This is a genomic window from Escherichia sp. KS167_9B (assembly GCF_030295215.1).
Lineage (GTDB): Bacteria > Pseudomonadota > Gammaproteobacteria > Enterobacterales > Enterobacteriaceae > Escherichia > Escherichia coli_F.
This window is the reverse complement of record NZ_AP025754.1, coordinates 211272-235016: the sequence shown is the minus strand read 5'-3', so window position 1 is coordinate 235016 and position 23745 is coordinate 211272. Positions and strand designations below refer to the sequence as shown.

The following is a 23745-nucleotide window of genomic DNA, read 5'->3' as shown; positions in this document are numbered from 1 at the left end:
GGCTTACTGCTTAATTTGATGCCTGGCAGTTCCCTACTCTCGCATGGGGAGACCCCACACTACCATCGGCGCTACGGCGTTTCACTTCTGAGTTCGGCATGGGGTCAGGTGGGACCACCGCGCTAAGGCCGCCAGGCAAATTCTGTTTCATCAGACCGCTTCTGCGTTCTGATTTAATCTGTATCAGGCTGAAAATCTTCTCTCAATCCGCCAAAACATCTTCGGCGTTGTAAGGTTAAGCCTCACGGTTCATTAGTACCGGTTAGCTCAACGCATCGCTGCGCTTACACACCCGGCCTATCAACGTCGTCGTCTTCAACGTTCCTTCAGGACCCTTAAAGGGTCAGGGAGAACTCATCTCGGGGCAAGTTTCGTGCTTAGATGCTTTCAGCACTTATCTCTTCCGCATTTAGCTACCGGGCAGTGCCATTGGCATGACAACCCGAACACCAGTGATGCGTCCACTCCGGTCCTCTCGTACTAGGAGCAGCCCCCCTCAGTTCTCCAGCGCCCACGGCAGATAGGGACCGAACTGTCTCACGACGTTCTAAACCCAGCTCGCGTACCACTTTAAATGGCGAACAGCCATACCCTTGGGACCTACTTCAGCCCCAGGATGTGATGAGCCGACATCGAGGTGCCAAACACCGCCGTCGATATGAACTCTTGGGCGGTATCAGCCTGTTATCCCCGGAGTACCTTTTATCCGTTGAGCGATGGCCCTTCCATTCAGAACCACCGGATCACTATGACCTGCTTTCGCACCTGCTCGCGCCGTCACGCTCGCAGTCAAGCTGGCTTATGCCATTGCACTAACCTCCTGATGTCCGACCAGGATTAGCCAACCTTCGTGCTCCTCCGTTACTCTTTAGGAGGAGACCGCCCCAGTCAAACTACCCACCAGACACTGTCCGCAACCCCGATAAGGGGCCTACGTTAGAACATCAAACATTAAAGGGTGGTATTTCAAGGTCGGCTCCATGCAGACTGGCGTCCACACTTCAAAGCCTCCCACCTATCCTACACATCAAGGCTCAATGTTCAGTGTCAAGCTATAGTAAAGGTTCACGGGGTCTTTCCGTCTTGCCGCGGGTACACTGCATCTTCACAGCGAGTTCAATTTCACTGAGTCTCGGGTGGAGACAGCCTGGCCATCATTACGCCATTCGTGCAGGTCGGAACTTACCCGACAAGGAATTTCGCTACCTTAGGACCGTTATAGTTACGGCCGCCGTTTACCGGGGCTTCGATCAAGAGCTTCGCGTTACCGCTAACCCCATCAATTAACCTTCCGGCACCGGGCAGGCGTCACACCGTATACGTCCACTTTCGTGTTTGCACAGTGCTGTGTTTTTAATAAACAGTTGCAGCCAGCTGGTATCTTCGACTGATTTCAGCTCCACGAGCAAGTCGCTTCACCTACATATCAGCGTGCCTTCTCCCGAAGTTACGGCACCATTTTGCCTAGTTCCTTCACCCGAGTTCTCTCAAGCGCCTTGGTATTCTCTACCTGACCACCTGTGTCGGTTTGGGGTACGATTTGTTGTTACCTGATGCTTAGAGGCTTTTCCTGGAAGCAGGGCATTTGTTGCTTCAGCACCGTAGTGCCTCGTCATCACGCCTCAGCCTTGATTTTCCGGATTTGCCTGGAAAACCAGCCTACACGCTTAAACCGGGACAACCGTCGCCCGGCCAACATAGCCTTCTCCGTCCCCCCTTCGCAGTAACACCAAGTACAGGAATATTAACCTGTTTCCCATCGACTACGCCTTTCGGCCTCGCCTTAGGGGTCGACTCACCCTGCCCCGATTAACGTTGGACAGGAACCCTTGGTCTTCCGGCGAGCGGGCTTTTCACCCGCTTTATCGTTACTTATGTCAGCATTCGCACTTCTGATACCTCCAGCATACCTCACAGTACACCTTCGCAGGCTTACAGAACGCTCCCCTACCCAACAACGCATAAGCGTCGCTGCCGCAGCTTCGGTGCATGGTTTAGCCCCGTTACATCTTCCGCGCAGGCCGACTCGACCAGTGAGCTATTACGCTTTCTTTAAATGATGGCTGCTTCTAAGCCAACATCCTGGCTGTCTGGGCCTTCCCACATCGTTTCCCACTTAACCATGACTTTGGGACCTTAGCTGGCGGTCTGGGTTGTTTCCCTCTTCACGACGGACGTTAGCACCCGCCGTGTGTCTCCCGTGATAACATTCTCCGGTATTCGCAGTTTGCATCGGGTTGGTAAGTCGGGATGACCCCCTTGCCGAAACAGTGCTCTACCCCCGGAGATGAATTCACGAGGCGCTACCTAAATAGCTTTCGGGGAGAACCAGCTATCTCCCGGTTTGATTGGCCTTTCACCCCCAGCCACAAGTCATCCGCTAATTTTTCAACATTAGTCGGTTCGGTCCTCCAGTTAGTGTTACCCAACCTTCAACCTGCCCATGGCTAGATCACCGGGTTTCGGGTCTATACCCTGCAACTTAACGCCCAGTTAAGACTCGGTTTCCCTTCGGCTCCCCTATTCGGTTAACCTTGCTACAGAATATAAGTCGCTGACCCATTATACAAAAGGTACGCAGTCACACCCCAAAGGGTGCTCCCACTGCTTGTACGTACACGGTTTCAGGTTCTTTTTCACTCCCCTCGCCGGGGTTCTTTTCGCCTTTCCCTCACGGTACTGGTTCACTATCGGTCAGTCAGGAGTATTTAGCCTTGGAGGATGGTCCCCCCATATTCAGACAGGATACCACGTGTCCCGCCCTACTCATCGAGCTCACAGTATGTGCATTTTTGTGTACGGGGCTGTCACCCTGTATCGCGCGCCTTTCCAGACGCTTCCACTAACACACACACTGATTCAGGCTCTGGGCTGCTCCCCGTTCGCTCGCCGCTACTGGGGGAATCTCGGTTGATTTCTTTTCCTCGGGGTACTTAGATGTTTCAGTTCCCCCGGTTCGCCTCATTAACCTATGGATTCAGTTAATGATAGTGTGACGAATCACACTGGGTTTCCCCATTCGGAAATCGCCGGTTATAACGGTTCATATCACCTTACCGACGCTTATCGCAGATTAGCACGTCCTTCATCGCCTCTGACTGCCAGGGCATCCACCGTGTACGCTTAGTCGCTTAACCTCACAACCCGAAGATGTTTCTTGCGATTCATCATCGTGTTGCGAAAATTTGAGAGACTCACGAACAACTTTCGTTGTTCAGTGTTTCAATTTTCAGCTTGATCCAGATTTTTAAAGAGCAAAACTTCGCAGTGAACCTTTGCAGGTACACTCTGAAGTATTTTTTATTTAATCACTACAGAGATGGTGGAGCTATGCGGGATCGAACCGCAGACCTCCTGCGTGCAAAGCAGGCGCTCTCCCAGCTGAGCTATAGCCCCATAACATGTAGTTAAAACCTCTTCAAATTTGCGGTGCAAATTTGGTAGGCCTGAGTGGACTTGAACCACCGACCTCACCCTTATCAGGGGTGCGCTCTAACCACCTGAGCTACAAGCCTGTAGAGGTTTTACTGCTCATTTTCATCAGACAATCTGTGTGAGCACTGCAAAGCACAGTTCTTTCAGGTAAGGAGGTGATCCAACCGCAGGTTCCCCTACGGTTACCTTGTTACGACTTCACCCCAGTCATGAATCACAAAGTGGTAAGCGCCCTCCCGAAGGTTAAGCTACCTACTTCTTTTGCAACCCACTCCCATGGTGTGACGGGCGGTGTGTACAAGGCCCGGGAACGTATTCACCGTGGCATTCTGATCCACGATTACTAGCGATTCCGACTTCATGGAGTCGAGTTGCAGACTCCAATCCGGACTACGACGCACTTTATGAGGTCCGCTTGCTCTCGCGAGGTCGCTTCTCTTTGTATGCGCCATTGTAGCACGTGTGTAGCCCTGGTCGTAAGGGCCATGATGACTTGACGTCATCCCCACCTTCCTCCAGTTTATCACTGGCAGTCTCCTTTGAGTTCCCGGCCGGACCGCTGGCAACAAAGGATAAGGGTTGCGCTCGTTGCGGGACTTAACCCAACATTTCACAACACGAGCTGACGACAGCCATGCAGCACCTGTCTCACGGTTCCCGAAGGCACATTCTCATCTCTGAAAACTTCCGTGGATGTCAAGACCAGGTAAGGTTCTTCGCGTTGCATCGAATTAAACCACATGCTCCACCGCTTGTGCGGGCCCCCGTCAATTCATTTGAGTTTTAACCTTGCGGCCGTACTCCCCAGGCGGTCGACTTAACGCGTTAGCTCCGGAAGCCACGCCTCAAGGGCACAACCTCCAAGTCGACATCGTTTACGGCGTGGACTACCAGGGTATCTAATCCTGTTTGCTCCCCACGCTTTCGCACCTGAGCGTCAGTCTTCGTCCAGGGGGCCGCCTTCGCCACCGGTATTCCTCCAGATCTCTACGCATTTCACCGCTACACCTGGAATTCTACCCCCCTCTACGAGACTCAAGCTTGCCAGTATCAGATGCAGTTCCCAGGTTGAGCCCGGGGATTTCACATCTGACTTAACAAACCGCCTGCGTGCGCTTTACGCCCAGTAATTCCGATTAACGCTTGCACCCTCCGTATTACCGCGGCTGCTGGCACGGAGTTAGCCGGTGCTTCTTCTGCGGGTAACGTCAATGAGCAAAGGTATTAACTTTACTCCCTTCCTCCCCGCTGAAAGTACTTTACAACCCGAAGGCCTTCTTCATACACGCGGCATGGCTGCATCAGGCTTGCGCCCATTGTGCAATATTCCCCACTGCTGCCTCCCGTAGGAGTCTGGACCGTGTCTCAGTTCCAGTGTGGCTGGTCATCCTCTCAGACCAGCTAGGGATCGTCGCCTAGGTGAGCCGTTACCCCACCTACTAGCTAATCCCATCTGGGCACATCCGATGGCAAGAGGCCCGAAGGTCCCCCTCTTTGGTCTTGCGACGTTATGCGGTATTAGCTACCGTTTCCAGTAGTTATCCCCCTCCATCAGGCAGTTTCCCAGACATTACTCACCCGTCCGCCACTCGTCAGCAAAGCAGCAAGCTGCTTCCTGTTACCGTTCGACTTGCATGTGTTAGGCCTGCCGCCAGCGTTCAATCTGAGCCATGATCAAACTCTTCAATTTAAAAGTTTGATGCTCAAAGAATTAAACTTCGTAATGAATTACGTGTTCACTCTTGAGACTTGGTATTCATTTTTCGTCTTGCGACGTTAAGAATCCGTATCTTCGAGTGCCCACACAGATTGTCTGATAAATTGTTAAAGAGCAGTTGCGACGCGGCTTTCAGCTCACTGTCGCGAGGTGGCGTATATTACGCTTTCCTCTTTCAGAGTCAACCCTGAATTTCAGGATTTTTCTCTTCAACCGAACCGGCTGTTTGTGTGAAGTGATTCACATCCGCCGTGTCGATGGAGGCGCATTATAGGGAGTCGTTTCAGGAAGACAAGCGGAAAAATGCATTTTTATTTCAACCGCTCATCTTTTAATCATTACGCCGGTTTTTGCTGCTTTTTTATCGCTTGCGGCAGGTCTGCCAGGCTATTTAACACCCAATCCGCCGCGTTTTCTGCTTCAGGCGTAATAGGTTTTCCCGTACGCACCAGCACTTTTGTTCCCACGTTCGCCGCAGCCGCTGCCTGCATATCTTCTAATTTATCGCCCACCATATAAGAAGCGGCCATATCAATATGCAAATAATCGCGTGCTGACAAAAGCATCCCCGGATGTGGTTTGCGGCAGTCGCAGACCTGGCGAAACTCTTCAACACTACCCTGCGGATGATGCGGGCAATAATAGATACCATCCAGATCGACATCGCGGTCCGCCAGCGACCAGTCCATCCACTCGGTCAGCGTTTCAAACTGTGCTTCAGTAAATTTACCGCGAGCAATGCCAGACTGGTTGGTTACTACCACCAGCGCAAAGCCCATTTTTTTTAGCTCGCGCATGGCGTCAATGACACCGTCGATAAATTCAAAGTTGTCGATCTCATGGACATAGCCGTGATCGACATTAATGGTGCCATCACGGTCAAGAAAAATTGCGGGTACGCTCTTCGCCACCTTTTATAGCTCCTTAATAAGGCATGTGACGCTAGTATCGCATGTTTCGACCTGCAAGAAAGTGCTCTTCGCATAAACCTGATTGATTTAGACGTCTGGATGCCTTAACATCCATTTCATTGACGGCTTTGACCGTTTCAGGCATTCGAAATGCCACGACTAACTTAATGACGATAATAAATAATCAATGATAAAACTTTCGAATATCACCAAAGTGTTCCACCAGGGCACCCGCACCATCCAGGCGTTGAACAACGTCAGCCTGCATGTGCCAGCTGGACAAATTTATGGCGTTATCGGTGCCTCAGGCGCGGGTAAAAGTACGCTTATCCGTTGTGTAAACCTGCTGGAGCGCCCAACCGAGGGTAGCGTGCTGGTCGATGGTCAGGAACTTACCACGCTGTCAGAATCCGAGTTGACCAAAGCTCGCCGCCAGATTGGTATGATTTTCCAGCATTTTAACCTGCTCTCTTCGCGCACTGTTTTTGGCAACGTGGCACTGCCGCTGGAGCTGGACAACACGCCGAAAGACGAGATTAAACGTCGCGTGACAGAATTACTGTCATTGGTTGGTCTTGGCGATAAGCATGATAGTTACCCGTCTAACCTTTCCGGTGGGCAGAAACAACGTGTGGCGATTGCCCGTGCGTTAGCCAGCAATCCCAAAGTATTGCTGTGTGATGAGGCCACCAGCGCGCTGGACCCGGCAACAACACGTTCTATTCTCGAACTGCTGAAAGACATCAATCGTCGTCTGGGTTTGACGATTCTGTTGATCACCCACGAAATGGACGTTGTGAAGCGCATTTGTGATTGCGTGGCGGTGATCAGTAATGGCGAGTTGATCGAGCAGGACACGGTAAGTGAAGTGTTCTCGCATCCGAAAACGCCGCTAGCGCAGAAGTTTATTCAGTCGACCCTGCATCTGGATATCCCGGAAGACTATCAGGAACGACTGCAAGCGGAACCATTCGCTGACTGCGTGCCGATGCTGCGTCTGGAGTTTACCGGTCAATCGGTCGATGCCCCGCTGCTTTCTGAAACCGCGCGTCGTTTCAACGTCAATAACAACATTATTAGCGCGCAGATGGATTACGCCGGTGGCGTTAAGTTCGGCATCATGCTGACTGAAATGCACGGCACACAACAAGATACGCAAGCCGCCATTGCCTGGCTGCAGGAACACCATGTAAAAGTAGAGGTACTGGGTTATGTCTGAGCCGATGATGTGGCTGCTGGTTCGTGGCGTATGGGAAACGCTGGCAATGACCTTCGTATCCGGTTTTTTTGGTTTTGTGATTGGCCTGCCGGTTGGCGTCCTGCTTTATGTCACGCGTCCGGGGCAAATTATTGCTAACGCGAAGCTGTATCGTACCGTTTCTGCGATTGTGAACATTTTCCGATCCATCCCGTTCATTATCTTGCTGGTATGGATGATTCCGTTTACTCGCGTTATTGTCGGTACATCGATTGGTTTGCAAGCAGCGATTGTTCCGCTGACAGTTGGTGCAGCACCGTTTATTGCCCGTATGGTCGAGAACGCTCTGCTGGAGATCCCAACCGGGTTAATTGAAGCTTCCCGCGCAATGGGTGCTACGCCGATGCAGATCGTTCGCAAAGTGCTGTTACCGGAGGCGTTGCCAGGTCTGGTGAATGCAGCAACTATCACCCTGATTACTCTGGTCGGTTATTCCGCAATGGGTGGCGCAGTCGGTGCCGGTGGTTTGGGTCAGATTGGCTATCAGTATGGCTACATCGGTTACAACGCGACGGTGATGAATACGGTACTGGTATTGCTGGTCATTCTGGTTTATTTAATTCAGTTCGCAGGCGACCGCATCGTCCGGGCTGTCACTCGCAAATAACGTTCAACACAACATAAATAATTGAAGAAGGAATAAGGTATGGCGTTCAAATTCAAAACCTTTGCGGCAGTGGGAGCCCTGATTGGATCACTGGCACTGGTAGGCTGCGGTCAGGATGAAAAAGATCCAAACCACATTAAAGTCGGCGTGATTGTTGGTGCCGAACAGCAGGTTGCAGAAGTCGCGCAGAAAGTCGCGAAAGACAAATATGGCCTGGACGTTGAGCTGGTCACCTTCAACGACTATGTTCTGCCAAACGAAGCATTGAGCAAAGGCGATATCGACGCCAACGCCTTCCAGCATAAACCGTACCTTGATCAGCAACTGAAAGATCGTGGCTACAAACTGGTCGCAGTAGGCAACACGTTTGTGTATCCGATTGCCGGTTACTCCAAGAAAATCAAATCGCTGGATGAACTGCAGGATGGTTCGCAGGTTGCCGTGCCAAACGACCCGACTAACCTTGGTCGTTCACTGCTGCTGCTGCAAAAAGTGGGCTTGATCAAACTGAAAGATGGCGTTGGCCTGTTGCCAACAGTTCTTGATGTTGTAGAGAACCCAAAAAACCTGAAAATTGTTGAGCTGGAAGCACCGCAGCTGCCGCGCTCTCTGGACGATGCGCAAATCGCTCTGGCGGTTATCAACACCACCTATGCCAGCCAGATTGGCCTGACTCCGGCGAAAGACGGTATCTTTGTCGAAGATAAAGACTCCCCGTACGTAAACCTGATCGTAACGCGTGAAGATAACAAAGACGCTGAGAACGTGAAGAAATTCGTCCAGGCTTATCAGTCTGACGAAGTTTACGAAGCAGCAAACAAAGTGTTTAACGGAGGCGCTGTTAAAGGCTGGTAATTTTTAGGCTGTTTCCACAATTTGTAATATCATTCAGGACGGGCGCTTGCCCGTCTTGTCATTTTTACAAGCTCCTGATTCAATATTGACGTTTTGATCATACATTGAGGAAATACTATGCGTGCTTTACCGATCTGTTTAGTAGCACTCATGCTAAGCGGCTGTTCCATGTTAAGCAGATCCCCTGTCGAACCCGTTCAAAGCACTGCACCCCAGCCGAAAGCGGAGCCTGCAAAACCGAAAGCACCGCGCGCCGCGCCGGTCCGAATTTATACCAATGCAGAAGAATTAGTCGGCAAACCATTCCGCGATCTCGGTGAAGTCAGTGGCGATTCTTGCCAGGCCTCTAATCAGGACTCTCCGCCGAGCATTCCAACCGCGCGTAAGCGGATGCAAATCAATGCCTCTAAAATGAAAGCCAATGCGGTATTACTGCATAGCTGCGAAGTTACCAGCGGTACGCCAGGCTGTTATCGTCAGGCTGTATGTATCGGTTCTGCGCTTAACATTACGGCGAAATGAGCAGTTTCCAGTTCGAGCAAATAGGCGTTATTCACTCGCCCTATAAAGAAAAATTCGCCGTTCCGCGCCAGCCAGGTCTGGTAAAAAGCGCCAACGGTGAACTGCATCTCATTGCTCCCTACAACCAGGCCGACGCCGTTCGCGGCCTGGAAGCGTTTAGCCATTTATGGATCCTTTTTGTCTTTCATCAAACAATGGAAGGCGGCTGGCGTCCGACAGTGCGTCCACCGCGCCTCGGCGGTAACGCCAGAATGGGCGTTTTCGCCACACGCTCTACTTTCCGCCCTAACCCGATTGGTATGTCGCTGGTAGAGCTGAAGGAAGTTATTTGTCATAAAGATAGCGTGATTCTGAAGCTCGGCAGTCTGGATCTGGTCGATGGTACGCCGGTGGTAGATATCAAACCGTATCTTCCCTTTGCCGAATCGCTTCCTGATGCCAGTGCCAGCTATGCGCAAAGTGCACCAGCGGCAGAGATGGCGGTGAGTTTTACCTTAGAGGTCGAAAAGCAGCTTTTGACATTGGAGAAGCGCTATCCGCAGTTAACGCTGTTTATCCGCGAAGTACTGGCGCAGGACCCGCGTCCAGCCTATCGTAAAGGTGAGGAAACGGGCAAAACCTATGCCGTCTGGCTACATAATTTTAACGTTCGCTGGCGCGTCACCGACGCTGGTTTTGAAGTCTTTGCGCTGGAACCGCGTTAAATTCGCGCCCTTCTCTTTTGACATTTCTTTTGCACTGGTAAACTAAATCACTTTTTTTGTCCCAGGCTCGCCTTGAGCCTGCTCTACCTTCCAACTGGAACCGTAACAACATGCGTACTAGCCAATACCTGCTCTCCACTCTTAAGGAGACACCTGCCGACGCCGAGGTGATCAGCCATCAGCTGATGTTGCGCGCCGGGATGATCCGCAAGCTGGCCTCCGGGTTATACACCTGGCTGCCGACCGGCGTGCGCGTTCTGAAAAAAGTCGAAAACATCGTGCGTGAAGAGATGAACAACGCCGGTGCGATCGAGGTGTTAATGCCGGTGGTTCAGCCATCTGAACTGTGGCAAGAGAGTGGTCGTTGGGAACAGTATGGCCCGGAATTGCTGCGTATTGCTGACCGTGGTGACCGTCCGTTCGTACTCGGCCCAACTCATGAAGAAGTGATTACCGACCTGATTCGTAACGAGCTGAGCTCTTACAAACAGCTGCCGCTGAACTTCTATCAGATCCAGACCAAGTTCCGTGATGAAGTGCGCCCGCGTTTCGGCGTCATGCGTTCCCGCGAATTCCTGATGAAAGATGCTTACTCTTTCCATACCTCTCAGGAATCCCTGCAGGAAACCTACGATGCAATGTATGCGGCCTACAGCAAAATCTTCAGCCGCATGGGGCTGGATTTCCGCGCCGTACAGGCCGACACCGGTTCTATCGGCGGCAGCGCCTCTCACGAATTCCAGGTGCTGGCGCAGAGCGGTGAAGACGATGTGGTCTTCTCCGACACCTCTGACTATGCAGCGAACATTGAGCTGGCAGAAGCTATCGCGCCGAAAGAACCGCGCGCTGCTGCTACCCAGGAAATGACGCTGGTTGATACGCCGAACGCGAAAACCATCGCTGAACTGGTAGAACAATTCAATCTGCCGATTGAAAAAACGGTTAAGACTCTGCTGGTTAAAGCCGTTGAAGGCAGTAGCTTCCCGCTGGTTGCGCTGCTGGTTCGCGGTGACCACGAGCTGAACGAAGTTAAAGCTGAGAAACTGCCGCAGGTTGCAAGCCCGCTGACTTTCGCGACTGAAGAAGAAATTCGTGCCGTGGTTAAAGCCGGTCCGGGTTCACTGGGTCCGGTAAACATGCCGATTCCGGTAGTAATTGACCGTACTGTTGCGGCGATGAGTGATTTTGCTGCTGGTGCTAACATCGATGGCAAACACTACTTCGGTATCAACTGGGATCGCGATGTCGCAACCCCGGAAGTTGCGGATATCCGTAACGTAGTGGCTGGCGATCCAAGCCCGGATGGACAGGGTACGCTGCTGATCAAACGTGGTATCGAAGTCGGTCACATCTTCCAGCTGGGTACTAAGTACTCCGAAGCACTTAAAGCCTCCGTTCAGGGTGAAGATGGCCGTAATCAGATCCTGACTATGGGTTGCTACGGTATCGGCGTAACGCGCGTAGTAGCTGCGGCAATTGAGCAGAACCACGACGAACGCGGCATCGTATGGCCTGACACTATCGCACCTTTCCAGGTGGCGATTCTGCCGATGAACATGCACAAATCCTTCCGCGTACAGGAGCTGGCTGAGAAACTGTATAGCGAACTGCGCGCACAGGGTATCGAAGTGCTGCTGGATGACCGCAAAGAACGTCCGGGCGTGATGTTTGCTGATATGGAACTGATCGGTATTCCGCACACTATCGTGTTGGGCGACCGTAACCTCGACAACGACGATATCGAATACAAATACCGTCGTAACGGTGAGAAACAGTTAATTAAGACCGGTGACATCGTCGATTATCTGGTGAAACAGATTAAAGGCTGATGCCAGAAAGGGTCCTGAATTTCAGGACCCTTTTTTACATGGATTGTATAAAATGGATAAACCAAAGGCGTACTGCTGCCTGCTTCTCCCCTGCTTTCTTTTACTTTCGGCCTGTACCGTTGATATCAGCCAACCAGACTCATCAGCCACAGCGGTAGATGCCAAGGCAAAAACATGGGCAGTCAAATTCCAGCATCAAAGCTCTTTCACCGAACAATCAATAAAAGAAATAACAGAACCTGATCTCAAACCCGGCGATTTACTGTTCTCCTCAAGCCTCGGGGTAACCTCATTTGGTATCCGCGTCTTCAGCACTTCCTCAGTGAGCCACGTTGCAATCTTTTTGGGAGATAATAACGTTGCAGAAGCGACAGGAGATGGCATCCAGATTGTTTCCCTTAAAAAAGCGATGAAGCATAGTGATAAGCTTTTCGTCTTACGAGTCCCGGATCTTACCCCGCAACAAGCCACAGAAATTACCGCGTTTGCCAATAAAATCAAAGATAGCGGTTATAACTATCGCGGCATTGTCGAATTTATTCCATTTATGGTGACTCGCCAGATGTGCTCACTGAATCCGTTCTCCGAGGATTTTCGCCAACAGTGCGTCAGCGGCCTGGCGAAAGCGCAGTTAAGCAGTGTGAGCGAAGGAGACAAAAAGTCGTGGTTTTGTTCGGAATTTGTCACTGATGCATTTGCCAAAGCCGGACATCCGCTTACGCTGGCACAGTCTGGCTGGATTAGCCCTGCCGATCTGATGCATATGCGTACTGGCGATGTCTCTGCGTTTAAGCCAGAAACGCAGTTACATTATGTTGGGCACCTGAAGCCAGGAATTTATATTAAAGCGAGTCGCTTTGTTGGACTGACTCAGTGATAAAAGCCTGCCTCGTGCACAAAATGCCGGATGCGGCGTGAGCGCCTTACCCGGCCTACAAAATCTTGCTAATACAAAATGTTGCATTATTGGCTGTAGGCCTGATAAGCGCTGCGCATCAGGCAATTTTTCGTTTGTTTCTGTCTCACGATGGCTTACTGCCCCAAACTACTGCAATCCTGGTGCGGGTAAAATTTACCTGCCGTATCGGGCGCAAATACTTTGGTCGGCGCACCAGTATCCGGATTAGCCTCAAGCGTAAAGTGACCTTCTACTGACAGTAACACTGGTTTCTCGCTGTTGCCGCGGGCAGCCAAATAGCCCCGTTCCAGCTCAGCGTTATTCGCTACCATGAAACGTTTTCCGGTCGCACAATCAGTAAAGGTTGCCGCATCAGCCATATAAAAATACATGCCGCGTAGAGTCATCGGCGTCACTGGCAGGCTGGATTTTGCCGGTTCCAGTGTATAGTTGAACTGCGATTCGATCGGATTGCCTTCACGATCGAGCATCTCCAGCGCATCTCCTTTCGCCCGATAATATGACTTTTCACCTTTACTGTCGGTTAATACCAGTTTGTCAGCGGTTCGCGCCCATGTACCGTAGGAGGCGAAAGAGGAAGGTTCTTCACGAGCCCCCAGATAACGCTCATTCATCACCCAGGTTCCATCTTTTTCGAGGAACAGAGAGGTTTCGATGCCTTCGCAATCAGCACACGGCAGCACGCCGCGCCAGCTTTGCGGCATCGGCTTCAGTTCAGCGGCCTGCGCCGGAGAAAGCGTATCGACTTCGGCTCGATTATTACATCCCATCAGAGTAAAGAGGCTGATTACAGCCATCGCTGTCACTATCGCTTTTTTCACCATCCATTCCTTCTTTTTATTCCCGACCGCCGCGCACTTTGCCGCGCAACGCCTTCACGCTTGATTTTTGTGCTTTCGATACCAGCCTGCGCTCTTTTGATGCGCGGGTAGGTCGTGTCGGTCGTCGGGCTTTTTGTTCTGTTGTTAATTCTTTAATCACTGCCACCAGCCGAGCCAGCGCCGCTTCGCGGTTCAGTTCCTGGCTGCGGTATTCCTGTGCCTTGATGACTATCACTCCATCGCTGCTAATCAGATGATGGCTGGCAGCGAGCAGGCGCTCTTTGTAATACTCTGGCAGGCTGGACGCTCGAATGTCAAAACGCAGATGAATAGCCGTTGAGGTCTTATTCACATGCTGTCCGCCCGCGCCCTGTGCACGAATAGCAGTGATCTCAAACTCACCATCGGGGATAGCAACATGTCGGGAAATCATAATCATGAAGGTTGTTGCCAGGCGATTAAGTTTACTTCCAGATTATTCTTATCATCCGATAACCAAATCACCCCATCCTGAATCGTTGCCTGCAGCGTCATGGTACGATCGGCAAAGGCGCTCACTTTTGCCAGTTGCTCGTCGTCCAGATACCAGACAGAAAGATTGGCAAACTGCGCACATTTGCTCTGATTTTGCTGCCACCAGATTTGCGCCGCCCGACTATTATAGGCAAACAGCGCCACTTCTGCGGCCTGGGTGCAGGCTTTCTTAATCCGCCGCTCATCCGGCAATCCCAGTTCAATCCACAAATCAATGCCCAGATGATCATTACGCAGCCACGCTTCCGGCTCATCATCGGCACACAAACCTCGGGTAAATTGCAGACGTTCATCAGCATATTTCAGCCACGCCAGCAAGCGCAGCATCATGCGCTCCTGGGTTTCTGAAGGATGGCGCGCCAGCGTCAGAGAGGCATCGAGAAACTGGTTGCGGTCGAGATCGGCCACATTAACCGTCGCTTTATAAATTGTCGCTTTAAGCGCCATAAGAAAACTCCTTTCGAATCAGGAGGCCATTGTAACGGAATACGTGCAGTTGCGACGCTGATATTGCAGAAATGAGTGTGGTATAGTCACCTTGCGAAACAGAGTTTATCTTCGTAGGCTTAGACTTGCATCCACGGTTAAGTCAGAGTGCTGACAGGAGGGCATGTGGAAAAATATTGTGAGTTAATACGCAAGCGGTACGCGGAAATCGCCAGCGGAGACTTAGGATACGTTCCGGACGCGCTGGGCTGCGTTTTGAAAGTGCTGAATGAAATGGCTGCCGACGATGCCCTTTCTGAGGCTGTCAGGGAAAAAGCAGCATACGCTGCGGCAAACTTACTGGTGAGCGATTATGTCAATGAATGATACGTATCAACCAATCAATTGTGATGATTACGATAATCTTGAGCTCGCCTGCCAGCATCATTTAATGCTGACACTTGAGCTGAAAGATGGCGAAAAACTGCAGGGGAAGGCCAGCGATTTAGTCTCCCGCAAAAATGTGGAATATCTGGTCGTTGAAGCTGCTGGCGAAACACGCGAGCTACGCCTGGATAAAATTACCAGCTTTAGCCACCCGGAAATTGGTACGGTGGTGGTGAGCGAGTCCTGATTGACTTTCGCCGGATGCGACGTTTGATGCGTCTTATCCGGCTTTCACTTAACTAAGTGTTTCGCCGCCAGACAAAACTTACGCCATTCTCACCTTCAGCCACACCTTCTTGCGTCACAAATACCTCTGCCGCTGCAATCAGCGTTTCGCCATAAAACAGCAGTGGCGTGGTGTCACGCAACCACGGCGGTACGCCCAGTTCCTGCCAGATTTTCTTTAACTTACGCCCACCATTGCGCCCGACAATATGCAGCAATCCTGGCGCTTTGAAACGCACGCTGACCGCTTCGTCTGCACGCGGAGGGCGAATATCGCCTCCCGCAGTAAGCTGTACACTTCCCAGCGCCGCCGGTAATTCCAGCGGTTGTAACCACGTCTGCCACGGCACAATGGTTTCGCTTTGCCCAGTGACGGATTTAATCCACCACAGTTGCGATTGATAGCGGCGGATTTCAAACGCCCCCAAACGTAAACAGGGGGAAGCATCTTCTCGCGCCAGCGCCACTTCCTGCCAGATCCTCACCAACGCGTCGCGGGAAGGCATCGGTGCATTCTGCCCTGCCAGCCAGCGGCGGATAATCGCCGCGCGACGGGCATCACTCATCGCCAGCATTGGCGCAATCTGCAGCGTCCCCTGCGGCGTTTGACAGTGTGCTAAATCATCTGCCAGCAGTTCATCCAGCAGGCTCTCTTGCTCAGCACAAAGTGCGGCGCTGCGGGCCGTTGCTTCGGCAAAATGCGGCCAACGCTGCTGCAATAACGGCACTACGCGTAGGCGCAGGAAGTTACGATCGTATGAGTCGTCCTGATTACTTTCGTCTTCAATCCAACGTAAACCATGCGCCAACGCCCACTGCTCCAGTTCTCCCCGTGTGCGGGCGAGCAACGGTCGGATCAGCCGCGTTCCGGCAAACTCCGAGACTTCCGCCATAGCCGAAAGCCCTGCAGGGCCGCTACCACGTTTTAACGCCAGCAGAAACGTTTCACATTGATCGTCGAGATGTTGCGCTGTAACCAGCACTTCACCAGGTAACAGGGTACGAGCAAATGCCTGATAACGTGCCTGCCGCGCCTGAGCCTCAATACCTAGCCCCTCTTGCGCAAGTTGCACACGCTCAACCACCAGCGGCACCTGCCACTGGTGGCAGATGTTCTCGCAATGCATAACCCAGGCATCGGCATTGGCACTTAAACCGTGATGCACATGAATCGCGCGCAGGGTGACGCCCGGATTTTCCGTCCGCCACTGCACCAACTGATGCAGCAGAACGGTGGAGTCAAGCCCGCCGCTAAAGGCCACCAGAATCTGGCGTGAGATGAGAAGTTGTCTATTGAGAGTGAGTGTCATGATGGTGCGATTTTACAGTAGCAATGCCCGGCACGTTACCGGGCAAATATGGCGATGACAAGCCTTACTGCTCATACAGTTCCAACGGCAGTCCGTCCGGATCGTTAAAGAATGTGAAGCGCTTTTGCGTGTAGGGATCGACACGTATGGCTTCACATTTCACGTTATGGCTTTCAAGGTGCGCCACTGCCGCATCGATATCATCAACGCTAAAAGCCAGATGACGCAGGCCGCAAGCTTCCGGTCGGCTGGGGCGCTCCGGCGGGAACGGAAATGAGAAAAGCTCAATCACATATTGCCCATTAAGCGCCAAATCCCCTTTCCACGAATCGCGCGCTTCGCGATAGACTTCGCTTTGCAGCGTGAAACCGAGAATATCGCAGTAGAAAGCTTTGCTCACCGCATAATCCGTCGCAATAATCGCAATATGATGAACTTGTTTTAAACCCAGCATAACGTCTCCTTTATTTGTTAACAGCACGTTACTCGCCCGGAAGCCGCTCTGGCAAGTTATCCCGCCATTTTTAGGACTCGTACGCGGTAAACGCCATCTTCGTCCTGTTTCGCGCCGTGAATATCCGTTTCAAAGCCGGGGTAGCGCTGGCCCACTGAACAGAGCATCAGCAGAAAATCGAGTACCGTGCGGCTCTTCTCGGTCAGCATTTCTCCTGGCATCAGTAGCGGTACGCCAGGCGGATAAGGCAGGATCATATTTGCCGATACTCTACCGACCAGTTGTTCCAGCGCAATGGTTTCTACTTCACCTTTAATCTGTCGTTGCCAGGCCTGATGTGGCGTCATGATCATCTCCGGCAAAGTATCAAATGCCCGCAACATCAAACCGGGAAGATCGTGTTTACGAATCAGCTTATGTATCCCTTGCGCGAGATCCTGAATACGCATATTGCGATAAAAATCGGGATCTTCTGCATAGAGATCGGGCAGCATATTTTTGATCCGCAGGTTGAGATCGTAAGAGCGCTTAAATTCCGTCAACCCACGCAATAATCCCATTGCTTTGGTTTTATCGATGCCAATACTAAAGAGAAACAGCAGGTTATAAGGGCCGGTTTTCTCTACTACGATCCCACGTTCGTCGAGGAATTTTGCCACCAGCGCCGCCGGGATCCCCTCATCGCTCATATTGCCCTGCTCGTCCATCCCCGGTGTCAAAATAGTGACTTTAACCGGATCGAGAAACATATGATCGGCATCCGCATCGTTAAAGCCGTGCCACTTTTCGCCAGGCGCAACGGGCCAGCATTCGGCTTCATCCACCTGCGGCGGTTGCCAGATATCGAAAAACCAGCCGTCAGACTCTTCCCGCAGCCGCTGGACCTCTTTGCGAAAATGCAGCGCTCGTTCTACTGAACGGTTAATCAGCCGTTTGCCCGGATTACCACGCAGCATCGCCGCCGCTGTCTCAACCGAAGCAACAATGGGATAACTGGGCGAAGTGGTGGTATGCATCATAAAGGCTTCATTAAACGCCTCTTCGTCGTACTCACCTTTAATGTGGATCAGTGATGCCTGCGACAACGCCGCCAGCATTTTGTGGGTCGATTGCGTTTCGAAGAAAACTTTTCCTGCCACCCGATCGCCACTCATACCACTTTTGCCCTGATAGATCGGATGAAAATGAGTATACGGGACCCAGGCGGAATCGAAGTGGATCGAGGGGACATCCAGCGTCTGTTTGATCCAGTCGGTGTTGTAGAGCAAGCCATCATAGGTTGAGTTGGTGATCACCGCATGAACCGGCCATTGTGCCTGCGTGGTAGCAGCGACTTTCTCTTCGATACTGTCGCGGGTAAATTCTCGTCGCGGGATCCCACCCAGAATCCCCAACGCATTACGTGTTGGTTTTAGCCAGACCGGCACTACATCGTTCATCATCAACAGATGCGCCAGCGATTTATGACAATTGCGGTCAATTAACAGCGTACTGCCGGATGGCGCGGCGTACATACCCACAATTTTGTTCGACGTCGATGTTCCGTTGGTGACAATATAACTCTGTTCCGCGCCGAAAGTCCGTGCGATGTACTCTTCCGCTTCCAGATGTGGCCCGGTGTGGTCGAGCAACGAACCTAGCTCGGTGACCGAAATAGAGACGTCAGCCTTGAGGGTATTCCCGCCGAAAAAATCATAAAACAGACAGCCAACCGGGCTTTTTTGATAGGCGGTGCCGCCCATATGCCCCGGCGTACAAAAGGTGTACTTCCGCTCTTTGACATAAGTAAACAAGGCTTTAGTGAATGGCGGGGTAATGTTATCGAGATATTCGTTGGTGTACTGACGAATACGAATGGCGATATCTTCTGCCTGCCCCAGCGCATATTCAAAGAACCAGAGCGCCATCCGCATATCCTGCACGCTGACATCCATCGTCGAGTGAGTATTGATGAAGGCATAAAGCGGGAGATATTCATTAAGTTGATTGATATCGCTACATAAATCGAGACTGTATTCATCCCAGTCAAAAATCACGCCGCATATTCGTGGGTTGTGTTCGATAAATTTCAGCAAATCAACGCTGTTTTGTGGCCAGATAATCTGAAAACCTTGCGCCACCAGCGCCGACTCCAGTTCTTTGATGGGCTCATCTTTATAAAAGACGCCATGCGGTCCCATAATGGCAATGATATTCATGTGTTCCTCCTGGAAAATCCTTCCTTAATCATAGCCCGCTCAAACCATGGCGATAAAAAAGGGCCACCGAAGTGACCCTTTTCAGAACATTTGCTGATTACGCGTAGCCGTAGCTCATCAGGCGCTGATAACGACGATTTTTTAAATCTTCAGTGCTTAACACGTCGAGATCGGCCAGATCCGCCAGCAGTTGCGCTTTCAGAGACGCCGCCATCGCTTCCGGGTTACGGTGAGCGCCGCCCAGCGGTTCCGGGATGATGGAGTCGATCAGTTTCAGTTCTTTCAAACGCGGAGCGATGATCCCCATCGCTTCAGCCGCCAGCGGTGCTTTGTCGGCGCTCTTCCACAGAATGGACGCGCAACCTTCCGGCGAAATAACGGAATAGGTGCTGTATTGCAGCATATTCACTTTATCGCCCACGCCAATCGCCAGTGCGCCGCCAGAACCACCTTCACCGATAACGGTGCAAATAGTCGGTACGCTAAGGCGAGACATTTCACGCAGGTTGCGTGCAATGGCTTCAGACTGACCGCGTTCTTCTGCGCCCACGCCCGGATAAGCCCCCGGGGTGTCGATAAAGGTGATGATTGGCATCTTAAAGCGTTCAGCCATTTGCATCAGACGCAGTGCTTTGCGGTAACCTTCTGGCGCTGGCATACCAAAGTTACGGCGAATTTTTTCTTTGGTTTCACGACCTTTTTGATGACCAATGATCATCACCGGACGACCATCGAGACGGGCGATACCACCGACGATAGCTTTATCGTCTGCATACGCGCGGTCGCCAGCCAGTTCGTCAAATTCATCAAAGGCCAGGCGAACGTAATCCAGGGTATAAGGACGCTGTGGATGGCGTGCCAGTTGCGCAATCTGCCATGCACCGAGATCGGCGAAGATTTTACGCGTCAGTTCTACGCTTTTTTCACGCAGACGATGCACTTCTTCATCGATGTTAATATCCAGTTTCTCATCCTGGCGGCTAACCGCAGTCAGAGAATCGATTTTCGCTTCCAGCTCTGCAATCGGCTGTTCAAAATCAAGGAAATTCAGACTCATAGTATTCCTGTATTAGTCAAACTCCAGTTCCACCTGCTCCGAACCAATGAGGCCACGGAGATCGTTTAATAAACGATCGCTCGGAGAAACACGCCACGTCGCGCCAAAACGCAACCGCGCGCGTGCATCCGCCCTCTGATAGTAGAGATGTACTGGAATTGTCCCAGAGCGGTGGGGTTCCAGAGACTGACGGAGTCGGTTTAAAAGCTGGTCATCAATTTGCCTGTCCGTCAGCGAGATAGCAAGCCCGCGAGCATATTTTTCCCGGGCTTCGTCAATATCCATCACTTCGCGAGCGGTCATTTTAAGCCCACCGCTGAAGTCATCAAAGCTGACCTGTCCGCTGACGATAAGTATGCGGTCTTTTTCCAGCAATTGCTGGTATTTATCCAGGGCGTCAGTAAACAACATCACTTCCAGCCGCCCGGAACGGTCATCCAGCGTGCAGATACCGATACGATTGCCGCGCTTGGTGACCATAACCCGCGCAGCAACAACGAGCCCCGCAGCCGTGGTGACTTTACCACGTTCTGTCGGGTGCATGTCTTTCAGCCTTACGCCTCCGACATAACGCTCAATCTCTTTTAAATACTGGTTGATAGGGTGTCCCGTCAGATACAGACCTAACGTTTCACGTTCCCCATCTAACACCACCTGCTCCGGCCACGGTTGGCAACTGGCGTAGGATTGTTCAATTTGTTCCGGCTCTTCTGCCAGCACGCCGAACATATCAGCCTGACCGATGGCTTCTGCTTTCGCGTGTTGATCAGCCGCCTTTAACGCATCGCCCAGCGAGTTCATCAGCGCCGCGCGGTGTGGCCCAAGACGGTCAAACGCCCCGGACATGATCAGTTTTTCCAGCACTCGCCGGTTTAACTTTTTGGTGTCTGTACGGGCGCAGAGATCAAACAGTTCACGGAAATAGCCGCCTTTATTACGGGCTTCGATGATCGCCTCAATCGGACCTTCACCTACCCCTTTGATCGCGCCAATACCATACACGATTTCGCCGTCGTCGTTGACGTGGAAATGGTAAAGACCGGAGTTTATATCTGGTGGCAGGATTTTCAGCCCCATCCGCCAGCACTCATCCACCAGGCCTACCACCTTCTCGGTGTTGTCCATATCTGCGGTCATTACTGCCGCCATAAACTCCGCTGGATAGTGCGCTTTCAGCCATAACGTTTGATATGAAACCAAAGCATAGGCCGCGGAGTGCGATTTGTTAAATCCGTACCCAGCGAATTTCTCCACCAGGTCGAAGATTTTCATCGCCAGTTCGGCGTTGATCCCGTTCTTTTCTGCGCCTTCAGCAAATACAGAACGCTGCTTGGCCATCTCTTCCGGCTTTTTCTTACCCATCGCACGACGCAGCATATCCGCGCCACCGAGGGTATAACCAGAAAGCACCTGGGCAATCTGCATGACCTGTTCCTGATACAGGATGATGCCGTAGGTTGGCTCCAGTACCGGTTTCAGGCTTTCATGCTGCCACTGCACATCCGGATAGGAGATCTCTTCGCGACCATGTTTACGGTCGATAAAGTTATCCACCATCCCTGATTGCAACGGACCAGGGCGGAACAGTGCCACCAGTGCGATCATATCTTCGAAGCAGTCAGGTTGCAGACGCTTGATCAGGTCCTTCATGCCGCGCGATTCAAGCTGGAATACCGCAGTGGTTTCCGAGCGTTGCAGCATGTCGAAGCTTTTCTTGTCATCCAGCGGGATCGCGGCGATATCCAGCGGCGGCTCGCCATTCTTCGCCCGCCGCTTGTTGATCATCTCCAGCGCCCAGTTGATGATGGTGAGCGTACGCAAACCAAGGAAGTCGAACTTCACCAGTCCGGCGTATTCAACGTCGCTTTTATCAAACTGGGTGACCGGATGTTTGCCCTCTTCATCGCAGTAAAGCGGCGCAAAATCAGTAATTTTGGTCGGCGCGATAACCACCCCACCGGCGTGCTTACCGGCGTTACGGGTGACCCCTTCAAGTTTGCGCGCCATGTCGATCAGCGCCTTAACTTCTTCGTCCGCTTCGTAGATTTCCGGCAGTTGCGGCTCGGCTTCAAACGCTTTCGCCAGCGTCATCCCCGGATCTGGCGGGATCAGTTTCGAGATACGATCGACAAAGCCGTACGGATGCCCCAGCACACGGCCTACGTCGCGGATCACCGCTTTTGCCGCCATTGTACCGAAGGTGATGATCTGCGATACCGCATCACGGCCGTACATATCTGCCACGTGTTCGATAACCTGGTCGCGTTTTTCCATACAGAAGTCAACGTCGAAGTCAGGCATGGAGACACGTTCCGGGTTAAGGAAACGTTCGAACAGCAGGTCAAATTCCAACGGATCGAGGTCGGTGATTTTTAACGCGTAAGCCACCAGTGACCCTGCACCAGAACCACGGCCTGGCCCTACCGGTACGCCGTTATCTTTCGACCACTGGATAAATTCCATAACGATGAGGAAGTAACCCGGGAAGCCCATCTGGTTGATAACCTGAAGTTCAGTATCCAGACGTTCGTCATACTCCGGGCGACGCTTAAGACGTTCTTCCTCGTCAGGGAATAAAAACGCCAGACGCTCTTCCAGGCCTTCTTTTGCACGCTTGACCAGATAATCTTCGGTGCTCATGTCCCCGGTCGGGAACTGCGGCAGGAAGTATTCACCGAGACGCACAGTCACGTTACAGCGTTTGGCGATCTCAACAGTGTTGGCAAGGGCTTCGGGGATGTCGGCAAACAGCTCGCACATCTCCTCTTCGCTGCGCATATATTGCTGCGGCGAATAATTACGCGGGCGTTTGGGATCGTCGAGAGTAAAGCCGTCATGGATCGCGACACGGATTTCGTGCGCGTCAAAGTCGCTGCTGTCGATAAAGCGCACGTCATTGGTCGCCACGACGGGCAAACCGCGCGCTTCCGCCAGCTCCACTGCCGCGTGCAGATAACTTTCTTCGTCCGGCCTGCCGGTGCGGATCAGCTCGAGAAAATAGCGATCCGGGAAGTGCTCTTCATAAAACGCAACGCACTCATCTACCAGCGCGCTGTTACCACGCAAAAGACTGCGCCCGACGTCGCCCATGCGCCCGCCGGAAAGGAGGATCAGCCCTTCGTTTAATTCGATAAGCCAGTCGCGATCGATGATAGGCCCAGCGGCACCGTACCCGCGCTGATACGCTTTTGAGATCAGCAACGTCAGATTCTGATAGCCGGTATTGTTCGCCGCCAGCACCGTCAGGTGGGTTAACTCATCACCCAGCAGGTCGCACTGGACATTAAAATCTGCCCCGACGATGGGCTTAATCCCTGCGCCATGTCCCGCTCCGTAGAACTTCACCAGACCGCAAAGGTTGGTGAAATCGGTGATCGCCAGTGCTGGCATACCCAACGCCGCCGCCTTTTTTACCAGCGGCGCGGTTTTGGCCAGGCCATCGATCATCGAGTAGTCGCTGTGCACCCGCAGGTGTACGAAACGTGGTTCAGACATCTTCAGATTCCGGTTTACTTA

The 23745-nt window shown here is 52.1% G+C and carries 18 protein-coding genes, 2 tRNA genes and 3 rRNA genes; 9 read left to right on the top strand and 14 right to left on the bottom strand.

Features of this window, described 5'->3' with window-relative positions; all coding sequences use genetic code 11:
- Window positions 1–20: 20 nt before the first annotated feature.
- The 6 genes from rrf to gmhB form a co-directional block, all read right to left on the bottom strand.
- Window positions 21–136 (bottom strand): 5S ribosomal RNA (gene rrf / locus QUE34_RS01060).
- Window positions 137–231: 95 nt separating this feature from the next.
- Window positions 232–3137, bottom strand: a 23S ribosomal RNA gene (locus QUE34_RS01055).
- A 183-nt stretch (window positions 3138–3320) separates the two neighbouring features.
- Window positions 3321–3396: transfer RNA gene (locus tag QUE34_RS01050), tRNA-Ala, on the bottom strand.
- Between the two features lie 42 nt (window positions 3397–3438).
- Window positions 3439–3515 (bottom strand) — tRNA-Ile (locus QUE34_RS01045).
- 68 nt (window positions 3516–3583) lie between these two features.
- Window positions 3584–5125, bottom strand: a 16S ribosomal RNA gene (locus QUE34_RS01040).
- The 16S, 23S and 5S rRNA genes sit together here with 2 tRNA genes alongside, the layout of an rRNA operon.
- 365 nt (window positions 5126–5490) lie before the next feature.
- Window positions 5491–6063 (bottom strand): D-glycero-beta-D-manno-heptose 1,7-bisphosphate 7-phosphatase, encoded by a 573-nt coding sequence (gene gmhB / locus QUE34_RS01035; protein WP_001140174.1) that lies wholly within the window; start codon window positions 6061–6063, stop codon window positions 5491–5493.
- A gap of 187 nt (window positions 6064–6250) precedes the next feature.
- Between gmhB and metN the strand changes: the two genes are divergently transcribed.
- The 7 genes from metN (at window position 6251) to QUE34_RS01000 (ending at window position 12715) form a co-directional block, all read left to right on the top strand.
- Window positions 6251–7282, top strand: coding sequence for a methionine ABC transporter ATP-binding protein MetN (gene metN / locus QUE34_RS01030; protein WP_000593991.1), 1032 nt, complete (start codon window positions 6251–6253; stop codon window positions 7280–7282).
- Entirely contained in the window at window positions 7275–7928 is a 654-nt protein-coding gene (locus QUE34_RS01025; RefSeq protein ID WP_001294600.1) for a methionine ABC transporter permease MetI, read from the top strand. Before metN ends, QUE34_RS01025 begins: the two co-directional genes overlap by 8 nt.
- Window positions 7929–7967: 39 nt before the next feature.
- Window positions 7968–8783, top strand: coding sequence for a methionine ABC transporter substrate-binding lipoprotein MetQ (metQ, locus tag QUE34_RS01020; RefSeq protein WP_000874224.1), 816 nt, complete (start codon window positions 7968–7970; stop codon window positions 8781–8783).
- Window positions 8784–8900: 117 nt separating this feature from the next.
- A complete protein-coding gene (gene rcsF / locus QUE34_RS01015) occupies window positions 8901–9305 on the top strand; it encodes an envelope stress sensor lipoprotein RcsF (protein ID WP_001202321.1) in 405 nt (134 codons plus the stop codon).
- Window positions 9302–10009 carry a tRNA (N6-threonylcarbamoyladenosine(37)-N6)-methyltransferase TrmO gene (tsaA, locus tag QUE34_RS01010; protein WP_032302435.1) on the top strand — a complete coding sequence of 236 codons (708 nt, stop codon included), beginning with the start codon at window positions 9302–9304 and terminating at the stop codon, window positions 10007–10009. Before rcsF ends, tsaA begins: the two co-directional genes overlap by 4 nt.
- Before the next feature lie 110 nt (window positions 10010–10119).
- The gene (proS, locus tag QUE34_RS01005) at window positions 10120–11838 is read left to right on the top strand and encodes a proline--tRNA ligase (RefSeq protein WP_105268447.1); all 1719 of its coding nucleotides are present in this window, start codon (window positions 10120–10122) and stop codon (window positions 11836–11838) included.
- A gap of 52 nt (window positions 11839–11890) precedes the next feature.
- A complete protein-coding gene (locus tag QUE34_RS01000; RefSeq protein ID WP_032302432.1) occupies window positions 11891–12715 on the top strand; it encodes a YaeF family permuted papain-like enzyme in 825 nt (274 codons plus the stop codon).
- Window positions 12716–12870: 155 nt separating this feature from the next.
- On the opposite strand, the gene nlpE is transcribed toward QUE34_RS01000, so the two are convergent.
- Genes nlpE through QUE34_RS00985 form a run of 3 tightly spaced genes read right to left on the bottom strand, consistent with a single transcriptional unit; the run spans window position 12871 to window position 14559 of the window.
- Entirely contained in the window at window positions 12871–13581 is a 711-nt protein-coding gene (gene nlpE / locus QUE34_RS00995; protein WP_000239168.1) for an envelope stress response activation lipoprotein NlpE, read from the bottom strand.
- Between the two features lie 13 nt (window positions 13582–13594).
- On the bottom strand, window positions 13595–14017 hold the full coding sequence (gene arfB, locus QUE34_RS00990) for an alternative ribosome rescue aminoacyl-tRNA hydrolase ArfB (RefSeq protein ID WP_000605340.1): 423 nt from the start codon (window positions 14015–14017) through the stop codon (window positions 13595–13597).
- A complete protein-coding gene (locus QUE34_RS00985; protein WP_001185281.1) occupies window positions 14014–14559 on the bottom strand; it encodes a YaeQ family protein in 546 nt (181 codons plus the stop codon). Before QUE34_RS00985 ends, arfB begins: the two co-directional genes overlap by 4 nt.
- A gap of 165 nt (window positions 14560–14724) precedes the next feature.
- Between QUE34_RS00985 and QUE34_RS00980 the strand changes: the two genes are divergently transcribed.
- Both QUE34_RS00980 and rof read left to right on the top strand, forming a co-directional pair.
- Window positions 14725–14925: a YaeP family protein gene (locus QUE34_RS00980; RefSeq protein WP_000417058.1), complete on the top strand. Its 201-nt coding sequence runs from the start codon at window positions 14725–14727 to the stop codon at window positions 14923–14925.
- Window positions 14912–15172, top strand: a complete 261-nt coding sequence (rof, locus tag QUE34_RS00975) for a Rho-binding antiterminator (protein ID WP_000062318.1) — start codon at window positions 14912–14914, stop codon at window positions 15170–15172. Before QUE34_RS00980 ends, rof begins: the two co-directional genes overlap by 14 nt.
- 52 nt (window positions 15173–15224) lie before the next feature.
- On the opposite strand, the gene tilS is transcribed toward rof, so the two are convergent.
- From tilS to dnaE, 5 genes are all read right to left on the bottom strand, one after another.
- Window positions 15225–16520, bottom strand: coding sequence for a tRNA lysidine(34) synthetase TilS (gene tilS / locus QUE34_RS00970; RefSeq protein ID WP_032302430.1), 1296 nt, complete (start codon window positions 16518–16520; stop codon window positions 15225–15227).
- 64 nt (window positions 16521–16584) lie between these two features.
- Window positions 16585–16974: a VOC family protein gene (locus QUE34_RS00965; RefSeq protein WP_000901098.1), complete on the bottom strand. Its 390-nt coding sequence runs from the start codon at window positions 16972–16974 to the stop codon at window positions 16585–16587.
- 56 nt (window positions 16975–17030) lie between these two features.
- The gene (ldcC, locus tag QUE34_RS00960; RefSeq protein ID WP_032302429.1) at window positions 17031–19172 is read right to left on the bottom strand and encodes a lysine decarboxylase LdcC; all 2142 of its coding nucleotides are present in this window, start codon (window positions 19170–19172) and stop codon (window positions 17031–17033) included.
- 97 nt (window positions 19173–19269) lie between these two features.
- Window positions 19270–20229 carry an acetyl-CoA carboxylase carboxyl transferase subunit alpha gene (gene accA / locus QUE34_RS00955; protein WP_000055746.1) on the bottom strand — a complete coding sequence of 320 codons (960 nt, stop codon included), beginning with the start codon at window positions 20227–20229 and terminating at the stop codon, window positions 19270–19272.
- Window positions 20230–20241: 12 nt separating this feature from the next.
- Window positions 20242–23724 carry a DNA polymerase III subunit alpha gene (dnaE, locus tag QUE34_RS00950; protein WP_001294748.1) on the bottom strand — a complete coding sequence of 1161 codons (3483 nt, stop codon included), beginning with the start codon at window positions 23722–23724 and terminating at the stop codon, window positions 20242–20244.
- Window positions 23725–23745: the final 21 nt, after the last annotated feature.

Excerpts from the sequence above, each read along its gene's own strand:
- QUE34_RS01025 (WP_001294600.1), top strand. The coding sequence starts at position 7,275 with ATGTCTGAGCCGATGATGTGGCTGCTGGTTCGTGGCGTATGGGAAACG.
- dnaE (WP_001294748.1), bottom strand. The coding sequence starts at position 23,724 with ATGTCTGAACCACGTTTCGTACACCTGCGGGTGCACAGCGACTACTCG.
- proS (WP_105268447.1), top strand. The coding sequence starts at position 10,120 with ATGCGTACTAGCCAATACCTGCTCTCCACTCTTAAGGAGACACCTGCC.
- rof (WP_000062318.1), top strand. The coding sequence starts at position 14,912 with ATGTCAATGAATGATACGTATCAACCAATCAATTGTGATGATTACGAT.
- QUE34_RS00965 (WP_000901098.1), bottom strand. The coding sequence starts at position 16,974 with ATGCTGGGTTTAAAACAAGTTCATCATATTGCGATTATTGCGACGGAT.
- tilS (WP_032302430.1), bottom strand. The coding sequence starts at position 16,520 with ATGACACTCACTCTCAATAGACAACTTCTCATCTCACGCCAGATTCTG.
- arfB (WP_000605340.1), bottom strand. The coding sequence starts at position 14,017 with ATGATTATGATTTCCCGACATGTTGCTATCCCCGATGGTGAGTTTGAG.
- metN (WP_000593991.1), top strand. The coding sequence starts at position 6,251 with ATGATAAAACTTTCGAATATCACCAAAGTGTTCCACCAGGGCACCCGC.
- accA (WP_000055746.1), bottom strand. The coding sequence starts at position 20,229 with ATGAGTCTGAATTTCCTTGATTTTGAACAGCCGATTGCAGAGCTGGAA.
- ldcC (WP_032302429.1), bottom strand. The coding sequence starts at position 19,172 with ATGAATATCATTGCCATTATGGGACCGCATGGCGTCTTTTATAAAGAT.
- QUE34_RS00985 (WP_001185281.1), bottom strand. The coding sequence starts at position 14,559 with ATGGCGCTTAAAGCGACAATTTATAAAGCGACGGTTAATGTGGCCGAT.
- nlpE (WP_000239168.1), bottom strand. The coding sequence starts at position 13,581 with ATGGTGAAAAAAGCGATAGTGACAGCGATGGCTGTAATCAGCCTCTTT.
- QUE34_RS01000 (WP_032302432.1), top strand. The coding sequence starts at position 11,891 with ATGGATAAACCAAAGGCGTACTGCTGCCTGCTTCTCCCCTGCTTTCTT.
- rcsF (WP_001202321.1), top strand. The coding sequence starts at position 8,901 with ATGCGTGCTTTACCGATCTGTTTAGTAGCACTCATGCTAAGCGGCTGT.
- tsaA (WP_032302435.1), top strand. The coding sequence starts at position 9,302 with ATGAGCAGTTTCCAGTTCGAGCAAATAGGCGTTATTCACTCGCCCTAT.
- metQ (WP_000874224.1), top strand. The coding sequence starts at position 7,968 with ATGGCGTTCAAATTCAAAACCTTTGCGGCAGTGGGAGCCCTGATTGGA.